The sequence below is a fragment of the Micromonospora sp. NPDC047730 genome, assembly GCF_043204765.1.
GTDB lineage: Bacteria > Actinomycetota > Actinomycetes > Mycobacteriales > Micromonosporaceae > Micromonospora.
In genome coordinates, this window is sequence record NZ_JBIDCU010000010.1 from 213,580 (window position 1) to 232,173 (window position 18,594).

3 protein-coding genes are annotated in these 18,594 nt (G+C 72.6%); 1 reads left to right on the forward strand and 2 read right to left on the reverse strand.

Features of this window, described 5'->3' with window-relative positions; all coding sequences use genetic code 11:
* Positions 1–426: 426 nt before the first annotated feature.
* Together ACGF5G_RS23255 and ACGF5G_RS23260 are read right to left on the reverse strand one after the other, a co-directional pair.
* Positions 427–2,295: an AMP-dependent synthetase/ligase gene (locus ACGF5G_RS23255; RefSeq protein WP_393266001.1), complete on the reverse strand. Its 1,869-nt coding sequence runs from the start codon at positions 2,293–2,295 to the stop codon at positions 427–429.
* 38 nt (positions 2,296–2,333) lie between these two features.
* Positions 2,334–3,518 (reverse strand): hypothetical protein, encoded by a 1,185-nt coding sequence (locus tag ACGF5G_RS23260; RefSeq protein ID WP_393266003.1) that lies wholly within the window; start codon positions 3,516–3,518, stop codon positions 2,334–2,336.
* Positions 3,519–4,416: 898 nt separating this feature from the next.
* On the opposite strand from ACGF5G_RS23260, the gene ACGF5G_RS23265 reads away from it, so the two are divergent.
* A complete protein-coding gene (locus tag ACGF5G_RS23265; protein ID WP_393266006.1) occupies positions 4,417–18,582 on the forward strand; it encodes an amino acid adenylation domain-containing protein in 14,166 nt (4,721 codons plus the stop codon).
* Positions 18,583–18,594 lie beyond the last annotated feature (12 nt).

An 18,594-nucleotide genomic window follows, 5' to 3' on the forward strand; every position in this document is an offset into this window, starting at 1 on the left:
CACCTGTTACACCGTCCCAACCAGACTGGCCGTTCCGGTGAGCCGTACAGTCCGAAGTGCGGCAACCGACTCAACCGCCGGCGCCACGGTCCGACCGATTGGATCTTGTGTGTCGCCCCCTCACGGAGATCGCTGCCGCGCCTCAGTCGCCTTCCGCCCACGCAAGACGCTCGGCGGGGAGACCCCAGCCGAGCGTCTGCGGAAATACTCGTCGCCTGATCAACACGACCAAGCGGTGCGACGACCCCGAGAAACCGCCCTCCACACCGACCCTTCTTCGCGACCGGATCGGCCGGTGGTGAAGCGATGGTCGGCTGACCGACCTGTGGTGACTGTCGAAGGCGCCCCGCACGCGCGTCGCGACGTCCTTCATGGCCTGGTCAGCCGGCGTGCTGCCCGGTCCCGGTCAGGACTGTCTCGTACGTTTCACCGGCCGTCGGCGTAGAGCGCCTCTATGTCGGTGGCGTAGCGGTCGGCGATGACGCGGCGGCGGAGTTTGAGGGTGGGGGTGAGCTCGCCGGACTCGGGGGTCCAGGGGGATGGGAGGACTCTGAAAGCCTTGACCTGCTCGGGCCGGGCGAGCTTGGCGTTCGCTGCCGCGACCGCCGCCGCTATCTCCGAACTGACCCTCTCGTCCTCGAACAGGGCGGCGACGTCCGACGGGTCGGCGTTGTGACGGACGGCCCAGGCGGCGAGGGCTTCGGGGTCGAGGGCGACGAGGGCGGTGATGTGGGAGCGGCGGTCACCGACGGCCATGGCGTGTCCGACGAGCGGGTGCAGGCGCAGCAGGTTCTCCACGCGGGTCGGCGGGACGTTCTTGCCGGTGGAGGTGATGATGAGTTCCTTCTTGCGGTCGGTGATGGTGAGGTAGCCGTCGTCGTCCAGGGTGCCCACGTCGCCGGTGGCGAACCAGCCGTCGGCGTCCGTCAGCGGCTCCACCTCGCCGTCGTCGCCGAGGTAGCCGAGGCAGATCAGCGGACCGCGCACGAGGATCTCGCCGTCGGCGGCTAGTCGAAGCTCCATGCCGGGGTTGGGCCGCCCGACCGTGCCGGGTCGGAAGGCCTCGGGGAGGTTGACCGTCGCGGTCGCGGTGGTCTCGGTCATCCCCCAGACCTCGAGGACGTCGATGCCCAGCCCGGCGAGGGAGAACAGAATGTCGACCGGGATGGGCGCGGCGCCGCTGGTGGCCCATTGCAGCCGGTCCAGGCCGAGCTTGGCGCGGATCGGGCTGAGCACCCTCGCGTCGAGAGCCGCCAGTTGCGCCGCCAGGTCGGGCGGGATGGGGCGGCCGGCGGCGCGATGCTCGAAGGCCGTCCGGGCGGCCGTGCTCGCGGTTTCGTAGGCCGCGCGGATCGGGGCGTCGGCGGCCGCCAGTTGCGCCTGCACTCCAGCGGCGATCTTCTCCCACACCCTCGGTACGCCGAAGAACTGGACTGGACGGACCGCACGCAGCGCGGCGGTGAGCTGCGACTGGTCGGGGCAGGCGGTGACGTGTGCGCCGCGGTAGACGGGTTGGTAGATGCTCAGCATCCGCTCGGCGATGTGCGCGAGTGGAAGGTAGGCGACGGTGTGTGGGTGTGGGGTGACGCTGACCGCCTCCTCCAGGACGGCGGCCTGGTAGATGACGTTGTGGTGGCTCAGCACCACGCCCTTGGGGTCACCGGTGGCTCCCGAGGTGTAGAGCAGGGTCACCGGGTCCTCCGGCCGGATGGCGCTCCACGTGCGCCGGAACGCGGCGGGGTCGGCGCGGTGCGCCCGGTCCCCCGTTGCCGCGACCTGATGGAGGGTGACGACCCCCCGCTCGTCGGCAAGGGCGTCCACGACGACGACCAGCCGCAGGTCGGGCAGGTCCCCCAGCAGGTCCGTCCACTTGTCGAGCATGGCGGCGTTCTCGACGACGAGGGCGCGAGCCCGGCTGTGCCGGGCGACGTGGCGTAGCTGTTCCGGGCTCGACGTCGGGTAGACGCTGCATGGCACCGCGCCGGCGTGTACGGCCGCGAGGTCGGCCAGCCAGTGCTCCGGCCGATTGCCCATCATGAGCAGCAGCCGGTCACCCGGTTGCACGCCCAGGGCCGAGAAGCCCCGGGCCAGTACGGTCACCCGCTGGTAGAGCTCGGCCCAGGTGAGGGTCTCCTCCCGCCCAAGGCAGCTGAGCGCGGGGCGGTCACCGAAGGCGTCGGCGTTGCGGTGCACCAGCGCCGGCACGGTCAGACCACCGGCGGCGGCCGCGCATCGAGCAGCGGTCGCCGCCGTGTCCGGGGTGGCCCGGACGTCGACACGGGTTCCAGGGACCATGTGATGGCTCCGGTCAGTAGTGTCCGATGGAAGGGTGATCAGCTCGCCGGGGTGCCGACGAGATACTGGTGCGCATCGGTGACGTGCTGGGCCAGGTAACGCATGAACGGCGTGCCTCCGGTGCCGGTCTCGACCGGGTTGGCCGAAGAGTTCTGCTGCTGGCCACGGATGTACGTTCCCGCGTACTCCATGTGCTGACGGCGGAACTCCGTGGCCCCCTCGATGCAGCGGTCGTAGGCGGCGACGAGCGCCGCGTCGTCGGCGTGCTCCAGGACGAAGGTGCGCACCGACGTCCGCTTGCCGAACTCCTCGATCAGCGCGCGATGGGACGGCGGCATGTAGTCGCGGAGCTGGATCAGGTGCGCGCCGAGGGTGTCCTGGCTGTAGTCCATGCCCAGCACCGCGTCCAGCGCCGGGATGATGGAGCTCTGCGCGCCGGTCTCGCCACGGAACTTCTGTCCCTGGTCGCCGTAGGCGGTGACGCCTTCGTACACCACACCGTCGGGCAGTGCGGGGTTGTCCATCCACCCGAAGATGAACTGGCGTACCCGGTGGTAGTAGACGTACGGGTCGCACTTCTCCGGCATCCGCCGCAGGATGGCGATCATGTTCTCCAGCGTCTGGCCGACGGTGTCGAGGTGCGTGGCAACGGCCGCCACGTCACCGGCCGCCGCGGCGTCCTGCGCCAGCGCGGCTGCGCAGATGCCCGGGCCCGCCGACGCCTCGATGGCCACGTGCACGAGGACGAACCAGTCCTCGTCGAGCCCGCCGCGGAAGTTCTCCAGCCGTACGATGTTGCCGAGTGCGATCGGGCCGTCCGGATCCAGCCGGCGCCAGTTGTAGAGCGCGTGCGAGGCGTAGGACAGCACGGGCGGGCGGCCCAGCTTCGTCGCCGTCTCGTACCACGGTTTGGCCACGCAGGCCGGCAGTCGGTGGCGGGGTTCCTCGCCGCCGAAGACGTAGGCGTGTCCGAGATAGGAGAGCAGGAGCATCGCCCGGTTGAGCTCGTTGCGGTCGAGGTCGGCGATGTCGAGCTCGGGCAGCCGTTCGATCCACTCGTGCACCCGGCCGGCGCTGAGCACCTTCGGGAGCTCGACGGCCAGGTCCTCCCATGCCTGATAGGCCTCCGGTAGCCGCCGCACGGGATCCTCGGTCGGCAGGAAGCCGCGCTCGGTGTCCACGCCGTGCCGCGCAAGCAGATCGGATGCTGTTTCGTTCTGCACTGATCCTCCTCAAAGCCCTGTCCGGAAGGGTGTCGTGGTGTGGGAGCGGTGTCGCGGGCCGCGGCGGGCGGGGCAGGACCAGAATGCGGTCGCCGGTCAGCCGGTCGCATCATCCGACGTGGATGACGAAGTGCGGCCGAAACACCCGGTAATCCTGCGGGGCGCCACGCTTAACGGGTCGCAACAGCCGACGGCGCCATAGACGCAGGAGGATGTGTGGGCACAACCCTAGGTGTGCCTCGGGTCTGCGTCAAGCATGGATGGACGTCTCAGTGAGTTGCTCGAAATAAACGCGTCCCGATGTGTCATTAGGCCTTGACGCTCCATAGTGACGTCGGTTGTACTGCTCTCCAGAACATTGGCGGTCCTCGCATGATCATGATCATCTGACCGCCTGCCAGGCAGCGAAACGGGGGACGTTGTTCGTGATCAACATGGCTGTTGCAGCCCGGTGCGTGCCCCAGGGGGGCTGGCGCCGGGCTTTTCATGTCGCACCGGCGTCGCCGCGATCGGCGCGAACTGTGTGTGAGTCCGGTGCGACGGATGCGCGCTGAGCCGTGTTGGCCTGCGCAAACTCTGCGTCGAGGCGGCCTGCGGGAAGTTGCTGGGGGCTGTCGGCTGTGCGTGGCGTCGTCCGCAACCGACGTCAGGTCCACCTGCTCTGATCTGTCGCGTCGGCCTGCGGGATTTCTTGCCCGCGGGCTCTGACCACTGATTCTGCATTCTTCACGCAGCGTTAACGGCCGGTTATGTGACCGGCGCAGGAATGTTCTCCGCTTGTCGACGAAATTGCTGAATAACCCCGAGCTTCGCAGGTCGTGGGGCTGCTGCCCTGCATGCCTGCCGCATGGCAATTACCCACGGTTCGAAGATTTACGGGGGTAGATTAGTGCTTCGTATGGAGGATTCGGCCGCAGCCAGCCGGCCGGCGACCAGCCTTCCGCTGTCCTCGGCCCAGTCCGGGATCTGGTTCGCCCAACGACTGGAGCCGGAAAGCGCAATCTACCGAGCCAGCGAGTACCTGGAGCTGCACGGCGCCGTGGATCCCGAGATCTTCGAGCGGGCGCTGCGTACCGTGGTGGGCGAGGCGGACGCGCTGCACGTGCGCTTCGCCGAGACCGCCGACGGGCCGAGACAATCGGTGGACGGGTGTCCGCAGTGGACACTGCATCGGATCGACGTGAGCAACGCCGCTGATCCGCGCGCGGCGGCCGAGGAATGGATGCGGGCCGACCTGACCCGGCCGGTCGACCTCACCCGCGGGCCGCTGTTCACCCAGGCGCTGTTCGCCGTCGCGCCTGACCGGTGGTTCTGGTACCACGCCTACCACCACATCCTCATCGACGGTGCCGGCGGCGCACTGCTCGAACGACGGGTCGCGGAGGTCTACACCGCGCTCGCCGAGGGGCGGCCGGTGCCGCCCTCGCCGTTCGGTTCGGTGCTCGAACTGCACCGTGAACAGCGGGAGTACGAAGAGTCCGACGCCTACCTGGCCGATCGCAGGTTCTGGTTGGAGCAACTCGCCGACACACCGCCGCCGCTGGCGATGACCTCGCGCAAGCTGCACCGCTCGGCGGAGTTCGTGCGTCACCGCGACCGGCTCTCCCCGCCGGGACAGGCCGCTCTGGACCGGGCGGCGGAGACGGCGGGCGTCGGCGCGGCCCGCATCGTGATCGCGGCCATCGGCGCCTACCTGCACCGGCTGACCGGCACCCGTAGCGTGGTGCTGGGATTTCCGGTGGCCGTGCGGCGCGGCGGCGCCGGCCGTACGACGCCGGGCATGCTCGCCAACGTGCTGCCGCTACGACTGGAGATCACTCCGTCGATGGGAGTGGCGGACCTCGTCGCACAGGCCCGGATCCGCATCCGCGAGGTGCTCGCGCGCCAGCGCTTCCGTGGTGAGGAGCTGCGCCGTGAACTGGCGCTGCCGACCGGGCACCACCGGTACTTCGGGCCGATGGTCAACGTCATCCCCCTCGGGCCGGACCTGCGCTTCGGCGCGGCCACCAGCACGGCGTACAACATGTCCCGGCGGCTCATCGAGGACCTGGTCGTCACCGTCTACGACCGCGACGACGGACGCCCGATCGAGGTCGAGTGCGACGCCAACCCGGCGCTGTACGACGAGGCGACGCTCGCGGTCCGGCACCGGCAACTGATCGGTTTCCTGGAGCGGTTCGCCGCCGCCGTCGCCGACCCGCAGCAGCACGGCACGCCCGTCGGCGACGTGCCGCTGCTCGACGACGCCGAGCGGCACGAGACCCTGGTGAGCCGTAACCACACCCACCGCCCCGCGCCACCGCGGACGTTCCCCGAACTCTTCGCGGACGCGGTGGACAGGTTCGGTGACCGGCCCGCAGTCGAGTACGAGGGCACGCGGCTGACCTACCGGCAACTGGCCGAGCGGACCGACCGGCTCGCCGGCCTCCTGACCGCCAAGGGCATCGGCGCCGAGGACGTCGTCGCCGTCGTCACGCCCCGGTCGGCGGAGTTCGTCGTCGCGGTCCTCGGCGTGATGAAGGCCGGCGCCGCCTACCTGCCGATCGACCCGCAGTACCCGGCGGCGCGGATCCAGTACCTGTTCCGTGACGCGAAACCCGCCGCGGTCATCACCGCCGCGGCCACCACCGGTCCGGTGGGCGACCTGGCCGACCGTGTCGGCGTGCCACACGTGGCGCTCACCGACGGCCTGCTCGCCGCCGCTCCCGGCGCACCGGCACCCACGCCGCCCGGCGTCGCTCACTCGGCGTACGTCATCTACACCTCCGGCTCGACCGGCCTGCCCAAGGGCGTGGTCGTCTCGCACGCCGGGCTGGCCAGCCTGGCCGGCGCGTTCATCGAGCGGCTGGTCGTCACGCCGGGCGACCGGGTGCTCCAGTTCGCCTCGCCGAGCTTCGACGCCGTCGTACCCGAGATGTGCATGGGCCTGCTGGCCGGGGCGACGTTCGTCCTGGCGCCGCAGGAGCGGCTGCGGCCGGGTGCACCGTTGACGTCCCTGCTCGCCGACGGCGGCATCACGCACGTCATCCTGCCGCCGTCGGCGCTGACCGTGATGCGCCCGACCGAGGTCCCCGGCCGCGTCACCATCCTGGTGGCGGGGGAGGCGTGCCCGCCGGACCTGGCCGCCCGCTGGGCGCCCGGCCGGCGCATGGTCAACGGGTACGGCCCGACCGAGACCACGGTCTGCGCCACGATGAGCGAGCCGATGAGCGCCGCCGCGCCCATCGGTGCCCCGATCTGGAACGCCGCGGTCTACGTCCTGGACGCCCGGCTGCGGCCGGTGCCCGACGGCGTCCCCGGCGAGCTGTACGTCAGCGGCATCGGCCTGGCCCGCGGTTACCTGGGCCGCCACGGCCTGACCGCGGAGCGCTTCGTCGCCGACCCGTTCGCGGGTGCGGCGGAACAGGCCGCCCTCGCGGGCGAGGTGGGACGAGGCTCGCGGATGTACCGCACCGGCGACCTGGCGCAGTGGCGCCCCGACGGGACACTGGAATTTCTCGGCCGGGTCGACGACCAGGTGAAGGTGCGCGGCCACCGGATCGAGCTCGGCGAGATCGAGGCGGCCCTCAGCCGGCTGGACGGAGTGGGGCAGGCCGCCGTCGCGCTTCAGCCGGGCAGCGCCGGCCCCCGTCTCGTCGGCTACCTACGCGCGGCCGACGGCCGCCCGCTGGACACCGACGCGCTGCGCGCCGCGCTCGCCGAGGAACTTCCCACCCACCTCGTGCCGGCCGTACTCGTGGAGCTGGACAGCTTCCCGGTGACGCCCAGCGGAAAGGTCGATCGCAAGGCCCTTCCGGCGCCGTACGCGGACCGCCCGGCCTCGGCGGCGGCCACCCCCGGCACGGAACGGGAGGCGGCCCTGTGCGCGGTCTTCGCCGACGTGCTGCAGGTGCCCGAGGTCGGCGTCGACAGCGACTTCTTCCGGCTCGGCGGGCACTCGTTGCTTGCCGCGCAGCTCGTCCGGCGGATCAGCGAGGAGTTCGGTGTCGATGTCGGCATCGACGCGGTCTTCAACGCGCCGACCGTACGCGGACTCGCCGCGCGTTTGGACGGCCGGCCCGCTCGAAAGCCGGTCGCGGCGCTGCGCGGTGCCGGCGTCGTCTCGTCCGCGCAACGACGGCTCTGGTTCATCTACCAGCTCGACGGGCCGAGCGCCGCGTACAACATTCCTCTGCTGGTGCGGTTGCGCGGTCGGCTCGACGTCGCCGCCCTGCGCGCTGCGGTCACCGACGTGGCGGAGCGACACGAGCCGCTGCGGACGATCTTCCCGGACGAGGGTGGCGAGCCGCGGATGCGGGTGCTGCCGGCCTCCGCGGTCGCGCTGCCCGAGGCGGTGGCCGTGCCCGACGGCGAGCTGACCGCCACCCTGGCCGAGGCCGCCGCCCACCCCTTCGACCTGGCGACGGAGCCGCCGCTGCGACCGCGCCTGTTCACGGTCGCCGACGACGACCACCTGCTGCTGGTGCTGCTGCACCACATCGCCGCGGACGCCGGGTCGATCGGGCCCTTCGTCACCGATCTGGCGTACGCCTACCGGGCGCGGGTGAGCGGCACGGTGCCGTCGTGGCCGCCGCTCCCGGTGCGCTACATCGACTTCGCAGCCTGGCAACACGAGATCCTCGGCGACGTGGCCGACCCGGCCAGCATCGCGGCCCGGGATGCCGGCTACTGGCGCAAGGCCCTCGCCGGGCTGCCCGAACAGATCGACCTGCCCGGTGCCCGCACGCTGCCCGCCGAACCCACCGGTCGCGCCGCCACCGCGATGGTCCACCTGGATCCGGCGGCGCACGGCGACCTGCGCGTTCTGGGCCGCGCCGAGGGCGCCACGCAGTTCATGGTGTTGCAGGCCGGTCTTGCGGCGCTGCTGACCCGTCTCGGCTCCGGCACCGACATCCCCGTCGGCATCCCGGTCGCCGGGCGCACGGAGGACGCCGTCGCCGGTCTGGTCGGGCTCTTCGTCAACACCGTGGTGCTGCGAGCGGACACCGCGGGCAACCCGACGTTCCGCGAGCTGCTCCGGCGGGTCCGCGACACCGGTCGGGACGCCCTGGCGCACCAGCGGCTGCCGTTCGAGACGCTCGTCAGCGTGCTCAACCCGGCCCGGGTGGCCGGTGGGCACCCGCTGTTCCGGGTCATGCTCGCCCTGGACAGCTCCTCGGCGGCGTCGCCGGACCTGCCGGACGTCACCGCCGAGGTGTCGGTGATCGACGCCGGCGTGGCCAAGTACGACCTGTCCCTGAACGCGCGGGAGCTGCCCGAGGGCGGGATCACGATCGGCGTCGAGTACAGCCTCGACCTGTTCGAACCCGGCGCGGCCGAGGCGCTCGCCGACCGGCTGGTGCGGCTGCTCGTCGCCGCGGCGTCCGCACCGGACCGCCCGATCGGCGCGCTGTCGCTTCTCGCGCCGGCCGAGCACGAGCGCCTGGTGCACACCTGGAACGACACCGGCCGCCCGGCAGAGCTCACCGACGTCGTCGAGGCGGTGCGTGCGCACGCGCGGAGCGGGCCCGACACGGTGGCGGTGGAGGACGCGGCGGGACCGGTGACCTACCGCGAACTGGTAGGCCGGGCCGACGCGGTGACCGGACAACTGCTCGCTGCGGGTACCCCTGCCGAGGGGCGGGTCGCGGTCCTCGCGCCCCGTGGAACCGGCGTGATCACCGCACTGCTCGGCGCTCTCGGCGCGGGTGCTGCGTACGTGCCGCTCGACCCGGCCGCACCCGAGGCCCGCAACGCCGCCCTGCTCGCCGACACCGGCGCCGGAACCGTGCTCGCCGACCCGACGCTGAGCGAGTACGCCGAGCGCGTGGTGGCACTGTCCGGACGCGACGTGCGGGTGCTGAACCTCGACGGTCGGACCGCCGGCGGCCCCGCGAACGCGGTGCCCCGGCCTGATCTCGGTCTCGCCTATGTCCTCTTCACCTCCGGCTCCACGGGCCGCCCGAAGGGTGCGATGGTGCACCGGGCCGGCATGGCCAACCATCTGGAGGCGAAAGTCGAGGAGCTCGGGCTGACCGGGCAGGACATCGTGATCCAGAACGCCCCGCTCACCTTCGACATCTCGATCTGGCAGATGCTCGCGCCGCTGGTCGTCGGCGGCCGGGTGCACGTGCCGGACCAGGACACCGTCACCGACCCGGTCGCGCTGTTCCGGCTCGCCGCGCACGAGGCGGTGACGGTGCTGGAGGTCGTGCCCTCCGTACTGCGGGTCGCGCTCGACGCCTGGGACGACGGCGACCCGGCGCCGCCACTGCCGGCGCTGCGCGCGCTCATGGTGACCGGCGAGGAACTCGCCTACGACCTCTGCGACCGGTGGTTTGCCCGGTACCCGGCCATCGACCTGGTCAACGCGTACGGTCCCACCGAGTGCGCCGACGACGTGACGCACGCGCGGCTCACCTCGGCGTCGCTCAACGGACACGCTTCGGTGCCGATCGGCACCGCGATTCGCAACACTCGGCTGTACGTGTTGGGGCCGAGCCTCGACGTCCTGCCCGCCGGGATCCCCGGTGACCTCTACGTCGGCGGCGTCGGCGTCGGCCGGGGATACCTCGGCGACCCGGCGACCACGGCACGCACGTTCATCGCCGACCCGTTCGCGCCGCAACCCGGCGGCCGGCTCTACCGCACCGGCGATCGGGCCCGCTACCGGGCCGACGGCGCGCTGGAGTTCCTCGGCCGCGACGACTTCCAGGTCAAGATCCGCGGCCAGCGGGTCGAGCTCGGTGAGGTGGAGAGTCACCTGCGCGCGCTGCCGGAGGTCACCGACGCCGTGGTGACGGTGGTCCGCGACGCCGACGGGCGCGACCGCCTGGCCGGTTACCTGGTCGGTCCCGGTGACTACGGGCAGGTTCGCAAAGAGCTGTCCAGGGAACTGCCGGAGCACATGGTCCCGAGCGTGTTCGTCACGCTCGACGCGTTGCCGCTGACCGCCAACGGCAAGCTCGACCGGGCGGCACTGCCGGTGCCCGTCGTGGCCGGGACCAGCGGGCGGTCCGGTCGCGGGCCGGTGGAGGAGATCATCGCCGGAGTCTTCGCCGACGTCCTCGGGATCTCCCGGGTCGGCGTCGACGACAGCTTCTTCGAGCTGGGCGGGCACTCCCTGCTGGCCACCCGCGTGATGAGCCGGCTGCGGCAGGTACTGGGCGTGGAGCTGCCGGTGCGGGCGCTGTTCGACGCGCCGACCGCCGCCGCCCTGGCCGGCCGGACCGCGACCGCCCGCGACCGGGCCCGGCCCGCGCTGACCGCCCGGCCCCGCCCCGACGTGGTGCCGCTGTCGTACGCGCAGCGCCGGCTGTGGTTCCTCAACCGGCTCGAAGGAGCCAAGGCCACGTACAACATCCCGTTCGTGGTCCGGATCGACGGCGCTCTCGACCGGGCCGCGCTGCGGGCGGCGCTCGCCGACCTCGTGGTTCGCCACGAGAGCCTGCGGACGCTCTACCCCGAGGTCGACGGGGCACCCCGGCAGGTGGTGCTGCCGCCCGGCGCCGGTGTGCCGGACCTGCCCGTGCGCGACTGCGCACCGGAACGGGTCACGGCCGAGGTCGCGGAACTGGCCGGCGCGGGCTTCGACCTCACCGCCGAACCGCCGGTGCGGGCCTGGCTGCTGGCCACCGGCACCGACCGGCACGTCCTCGTCCTGGTGCTGCACCACATCGCCGGGGACGGTTGGTCCACCGGGCCGCTGGCCCGGGACCTCTCCACCGCGTACGCGGCGCGCCGCTCCGGCCTCGCGCCACGGTGGACGCCGCTGCCGGCGCAGTACGCCGACTACGCGCTCTGGCAGCGCGAGTGGCTCGGCAGCGAGCAGGACCCGGACAGCCCGATCGCCCGGCAGATGGCGTACTGGACGCGGGCCCTCGCGGACCTGCCCGAGGAGTTGGCCCTGCCGGTCGACCGGCCCCGGCCGGCGGTGCCGTCGGAGCGGGCGGGCCTGCTCCGCTTCGCCCTCGACGCGCAACTGCACGCCGACGTCGCCGCGCTCGCCAGGTCGACCGGTACGACGGTCTTCATGGTGCTGCACGCGGCGCTCGCCGCACTGTTCACGCGGCTCGGCGCGGGCACCGACGTGCCGATCGGCGGGTCGGTCGCCGGCCGCACCGACGAGGCCCTCGACGACCTGATCGGGTTCTTCGTCAACACCCTCGTCCTGCGCACCGACACCGGCGGCGACCCGGCCTTCACCGAGTTGCTGGCCCGCGTCCGCGAGACCGACCTGGCCGCCTACGAGCACCAGGACCTGCCGTTCGAACGCCTCGTGGAGATGCTCAACCCGGCCCGGACCCTGTCGCGCCACCCGCTGGTGCAGGTGAAGCTGATCCTCCAGAACGTGGTGCGGTCCAGCTTCGAGCTGGCCGGTCTCGACGTCGAGCTCGACCCGGTCGATCCGGAGATGGCGAAGTTCGACCTGCTGCTGACCGCCGTGGAGCGGGCCGCGCCGGATGGCACCCCGCTCGGCATCGACGGCGCGGCGAGCTATGCCGCCGACCTGTTCGACGAGGCAACCGTCGAGCTGCTGCTGGAGCGCTACCTGCGGCTCCTGCGCGCGTTCGTGGCCGACCCGGCGACCCGGATCGGGTCGGCGCCGTTGCTGTCGAACGAGGAACGCCGCGCCGCGCTGGCAGCGGCGGCCGGTCCGCGGCAGCCGGTGAACGGCGAGACTCTCGTCGACCTGTTCGCCGCCCAGGTGGCGCGCACGCCCGACGCCCCGGCGGTGCACTGCGGCACCGAGAGCTTGACGTACGCGGCGCTGGACGAGCGGGCCGGGCGGCTGGCCCATGCCCTCGTGGCGCGGGGAGCCGGACCGGAGCGCGTCGTGGCGATGGCTGTGCCCCGCTCGGCCGAGCAGGTCGTGGCGGTGCTCGCGGTGCTGCGCAGCGGCGCGGCGTACCTGCCGCTGGACGCCGCGCTGCCGGCCGGGCGGGCGGCGGCCGTGCTCACCGAGGCGGCGCCGTGCCTGCTGCTCACCACCGGCGAGGTGGCCGACCGATGGGCAGCCGACGTCCCCACGCTGATCCTCGGTGGCGACGACGCCGACGGCGGCGACGCGCCCTGGCCGGCCGGGCCGCCCGGCGACCGGCACGCCGCGTACGTCATCTACACCTCCGGCTCGACCGGACGACCCAAGGGCGTCGTCGTGGAGCACCGCTCCGTCGTGGACTACGCCAGGCGCGCCGCCGGGTCGTACCCGGGAATCGACGGCGTGAGCCTGCTGCACTCACCGATCGCCTTCGACCTGGTCGCCACGACGCTCTACGGCTCGCTGCTGGCCGGCGGCTGCCTGCACGTGGCCGACCTGGACGACACCACCGTGCCGCCGACCGGCCGGTACACGTTCCTCAAGGCCACCCCGAGCCACCTGCCGCTGCTGGCCACCCTGCCGGAGGCCTGCTCGCCCACCGCGACGCTGATGCTCGGCGGCGAGGCGCTCACCGGTGAGCTGCTGCGGCAGTGGCGGGAACGGCACCCGGACGTCACCGTCGTGAATCACTACGGACCGACCGAGGCAACCATCGGCTGCCTGGACCACCACATCCCGCCCGGCGTCACGCCCGGGCCGGGACCGGTGCCGATCGGCCGCCCGATGGCCAACACCGGCGCCTACGTTCTCGACGCGTTCCTCAACCCGGTGCCCGACGGCGTCGCCGGTGAGCTGTACATCGGCGGGACCGGCCTCGCTCGCGGCTACCTGCGGCGACCCGGCCTGACCGCCGAACGCTTCGTTCCCGACCCGTTCACGCCCGGCGAACGGATGTACCGCACGGGCGACCTGGTGCGACGCGGTGCCGACGGGACCGTCGAATACCTGGGCCGCACCGACGACCAGGTCAAGGTGCGCGGGTTCCGGATCGAACCCGGTGAGGTGTCCGCCGTGCTCACCGCGCATCCGGCGGTGTCGGCCGCCGCCGTGGTCGTGCGCGAGGACCAGGCGGGGGAGAAGCGGCTCGTCGGCTACGCCGTGACGGCGGTCGATCCCGAGCAGCTGCGCGCGCACCTGGCCGAACGGCTGCCCGAGTACCTCGTGCCAGCCGTCGTCGTGCCGGTCGACGCCCTGCCGCTGACCGCCAACGGCAAGCTGGACCGCCGGGCGCTACCCGCGCCGGTCGCCACCGGCCGGGCCCACCGGCGCCGACCGCGCAGCCCCCAGGAGGAGATCCTGTGCGGGCTCTTCGCCGAGCTGCTCGACGTCGCCGACGTCGGCATCGACGAGAACTTCTTCGACCTCGGCGGGCACTCGTTGCTGGCGATGCGACTGCTCAGCCGGATCCGCTCGGTGTTCCGGGCGGAGCTGTCGATCCGGGCGATCTTCGACGCGCCGACGGTGGTGGCGCTCGCCGAACGGCTCAAGGCCGCCGGTGGCCGCACCCGCCCCGCCGTGACGGCCGCCGAGCGGCCCGAGGTCGTGCCGTTGTCCTACGCACAGCGCCGGCTGTGGTTCCTCAACCGGCTCGAAGGGCCGAACGCGACGTACAACATCCCGCTGGTGCTGCGCCTCACCGGAGCCCTGGACCGGCTCTCCCTGACCGCGGCGCTGGCCGACGTGGTGGCCCGGCACGAGAGCCTGCGTACCGTCCTGCCGGAGGTCGACGGCCTTCCCCGGCAGGTGGTCCTGTCGCCGGCCGCGGCCGCCACCGAGCTGGCCGTGCGCGACTGCACCGACGAGGAACTCGCGGCAACCGTCGCGGGGCTGGTGAACCGCGGCTTCGACCTGACCACCGACCTCCCGCTGCGTGCCACGCTGCTCGTCCTCGGCCCGCGGGAACACGTGCTCGTCGTGGTCGTGCACCACGTGGCCGGCGACGGCTGGTCCCTTGGGCCGTTCGGCCGCGACCTGGCGCACGCGTACCGGGCCCGGCGGGCCGGTGGCGTGCCGACCTGGGCGTCGCTGCCGGTCCAGTACGCGGACTACGCGCTGTGGCAGCACCGGTGGCTGGGCGACGAGGACGACCCGGGAAGCCCGCTCGCGCAGCAACTGGCCTACTGGACGATCGCGCTCGCCGGAGCTCCCCAGGAGCTGTCTCTGCCGACCGACCGGGTACCGCCGGCCGTACCGACCCACCGCGGTGACTCGGTGCCGTTCGCCCTCTCGCCGCAGGTCCACCGCGGCCTCCTGGCCCTGGCGCGGTCGACGGGGACGAGTGTGTTCATGGTGGTGCAGGCGGCGCTGGCGGCGTTGCTGACCCGGTTGGGTGCGGGGTCGGACGTGCCGATCGGTACGCCGGTGGCGGGTCGGTCCGACGATGCGCTCGACGAGTTGGTGGGGTTCTTCGTCAACACGGTGGTGTTGCGGACGGACACGGGTGGGGATCCGTCGTTCCGGGAGTTGCTGGGCCGGGTGCGGGAGGCCGACCTGGCGGCGTACGGGTATCAGGATCTGCCGTTCGAGCGTCTGGTGGAGGTGCTCAACCCGGTGCGGTCCCTGGCGCGGCATCCCCTCTTCCAGGTCATGCTGATCCTGCACAGCGCCACACCCGTCAGCTTCGACCTCGACGGTTTCGAGATCGAACCAATCCACGTCGAGGCCGCCACCGCCAAGTTCGACCTGTCCTTCAGCCTCACCGAGCAGCGTGACGCCGAGCTGAACCCGGCCGGCGTCCACGGCCTCGTGGAGTACGCCACCGACCTGTTCGACCGCGCGACCGTCGAGACCGTCGCGGCCCGGCTGGCCCGGCTGCTCGACGCCGTCGTCGCCCAGCCCGAGACCCGCATCAGCGCCATCGACCTGCTGGGCGCCGAGGGGCGGGACGAGCTGCTGGTCAGCGGCAGCGGCGCCACCCGGCCGGTACCCGACGGCACCCTGCCCTCGCTGTTCCGCGCCCAGGTCGCCCGTGAGCCCGACCGGATCGCCCTCGTGCACGGCGACACGACGCTCACCTACGCCGAACTCGACCGCCGCTCCGACCGGCTGGCCGCCGCGCTCGTCGCCCGCGGAATGGCCCCCGAGGCCCGGGTGGCGGTGCTGATGAGCCGTTCGTGGCAGTACCCCGTGGCCGTACTGGGCGTGTTGAAGGCCGGCGGAAGCTACCTGCCGCTGGACCCCCGGAACCCGTCCGCGCGGCTGCGCCGCATGATCGCCGAGACCGGTGCGGTGGCGCTCATCACCGACCGTGAACACCTGATCGACGAGCCGCCGCTGCACCCGCAGACGCTCCTGGCCGACGAGTCCGGTCCGGACGCCCACGACGGACCGCCGGTCGAGGTCCGGCCCGGGCAGCTCGCCTACGTGCTCTACACCTCAGGTTCCACCGGCACCCCGAAGGGCGTCGCGGTCACCCACCGCAGCGTTGTCGACCTGGTCGCCGACAGGTGGTGGCAGCACGGACCCGACGACCGGGTCCTCATGCACTCGCCGTACGTCTTCGACGCCTCGACCTACGAGCTGTGGGGACCGCTGCTGACCGGCGGCCGGGTCGTCGTGGCCGACGGCGACGGCATGGACCTGGCCGCGCTGGCGGACACGATCGTGCGGCACGGTGTCACCCGGCTGCTCATGGCCGAAGGCCTGTTCCGCCTGCTCGCCACCGAGCACACCAATGCGCTGGCCGGCGTGTGCGATGTCTACGTCGGCGGCGACACGATGTCGCCGGCCATCGCCTCGCGCGTGCTCGCCGCCCACCCCGGTCTGCGGCTGACCAACAGTTACGGTCCGACCGAGACCACGCTCGCCGTCGTGCACCACGAGCTGACCCGGCCGCTGCCCGCCGAGCGTCCGGTGCCGATCGGCCGCGCGATGGACAACACCCGGCTGTACGTGCTGGACGACCGGCTCGCGCCCGCGCTGCCCGGTACGCCGGGTGAGCTCTACGTGGCCGGTGAGGGGCTCGCCCGCGGCTACCTGGGCCGCGCCGGGCTGACCGCTGAACGCTTCGTCGCCGACCCCTTCGCCATCGAAGGTGCCGTCGGCGCCAGGATGTACCGCACCGGCGACACCGTGCGGCAACGGTCCGACGGCGAGCTGGAGTTCCTCGGCCGCACCGACGACCAGGTGAAGGTGCGCGGGTTCCGGATCGAGCTGGGCGAGGTGGAGGCGGCCCTCGCCGCCTGCCCGGGCGTCGGGCAGTCCGCCGTGCTGGTCCGCGAGGACCGGCCGGGTGAGCGGGCGCTGGTGGGCTACGTGGCGCCGGCCCGCGGAGCCGGGGCCACGACGATGCCCGACGTCGCCGTCATCCGCGACCGGATCGCCGAGGCGCTGCCGGACTACATGGTTCCGGCGGTACTGATCGCGGTACCCCGGATCCCGCTCAACACCAACGGCAAGGCCGACCGGGCGGCGCTGCCGGCCCCCACGGTGATGCCGACCGCCGAGGGCCGCAAGCCACAGACTCAGACCGAAGAGGTGCTGACGGCCATCGTCGCAACGCTGCTGCAACAGCCAACGGTGTGGCCGAACGATAATTTCTTCGCCATCGGCGGCGACAGCATCGTCGCCATCCAACTGGTGAGCCGGGCCCGCGCCGCCGGCATCGTGATCACCCCACGGGACGTGTTCCGACACCAGACCGTCGCCGACCTCGCCCGGGTCGCGCGTGTCGACGAGAACCCCGCGGGGACCGGTCCGGCCGCGGCCGACGGTGTCGGCGAGGTGCCCGAGACACCGGTGATGGGTTGGCTGCGCGAACTCGGTGGACCGATCGCCGGGTTCAACCAGTCCGTCCTCCTGGCGGTGCCCCCTGGGCTCGGGCTGCAGAGACTGACGGTGGCGGTGCAGGCTCTGGCGGATCACCACGACCTGCTCCGCGCCCGGCTGCTGCGCGACGGTCCGGCCTGGCGCCTGGCTGTGCCGCCGGTCGGCGCGGTGCGGGTGGACGACTGGGTGCGCCGCGTCACCGTCCAAGCTGTCGAAGGCTCGGTCTTCCGCAACCTGGTGGCCGCCGAGGGCGAGCGCGCCCGGTGCCGCCTCGATCCCGACGCGGGGGTGATGGCGCAGTTCGTCTGGTTCGACCCGGGCCCGGATCGGCCCGGTCGGCTGTTGCTCGTCATGCACCACCTGGTGGTCGACGGGGTCTCCTGGCGCATTCTCGTGCCGGACCTGGCGGCGGCCTGGGAGGCCGTCGCCGCCGACCGACCGGTGCGGCTGGAACCGGTCGCCACCTCCTTCCGCCGCTGGGCGCAGACCCTCACCGAGCACGCCCACCGCCCCGAGCGGCTCGCCGAGCTGGAGTTGTGGAGCGGGGTGACGCAACGACCCGACCCCCTCGCTGTGGCCTACCCGCTCGACCCGGCCCGCCATCGGGCGGGCGGCGTGCGGTCGGTGACGGTGCCGGTGCCCGGTGACCTCACCGCGGACCTGCTGACCGGTGTGCCCGCGGCCTATCACGCCCGGATCGACGACGTCCTGCTCACCGCGCTGGGGATCGCGGTCGCCCGGTGGCGGAACGGCATGGTTCCCGACGCCGACGACGAGACCTCGGTGGTCGTCGCGGTCGAGGGACACGGCCGCGAGGCGGTGGACCCGGAGCTCGACGTGAGCCGCACGGTCGGCTGGTTCACCTCGCTGCACCCCGTGCGGATCGATCCTGGAGCACTGGCGCCGAACGCGGTCGAGACGGCCGGTCCCGACCTTGGCGAAGCCCTCAAGCGGGTCAAGGAGCAACTGCGCGCGTTCCCCGACAAGGGCATCGGCTACGGGCTCCTGCGGTACCTCAACCCGGAGACCTCGGCCCGGCTCGCGGCCGCATCGCCGCCGGTCGCGTTCAACTACCTCGGCCGGTTGCGCACCGGCGGCGACGGCGGACCGGAGGCGACCGGCTGGACCGGCGTGGCCGGCGGGCCCTACGTCGCGGCGACCGACCCGGACCAGCCGGTGGCGTACCCGCTCGCAGTCAGCGCGGCGACCTACGACGGCGCGGACGGCCCGAGGCTGAGCACCACCTGGGCGTGGCCGGACGGGCTCTTCGACGAGGAGCGGGTGCGGGCGCTGGCCGAGCTCTGGGTCACCGTGCTCGACGCGATCGCCACGCACGCACTCCGCCCCGGCAGCGGCGGCTCGACGCCGTCGGACCACCCCCTCGTCCAGCTCAGCCAGGAGGAGCTGGACGAGCTCGAAGCCGAATGGGGCGCCTGACGCCACCACCGT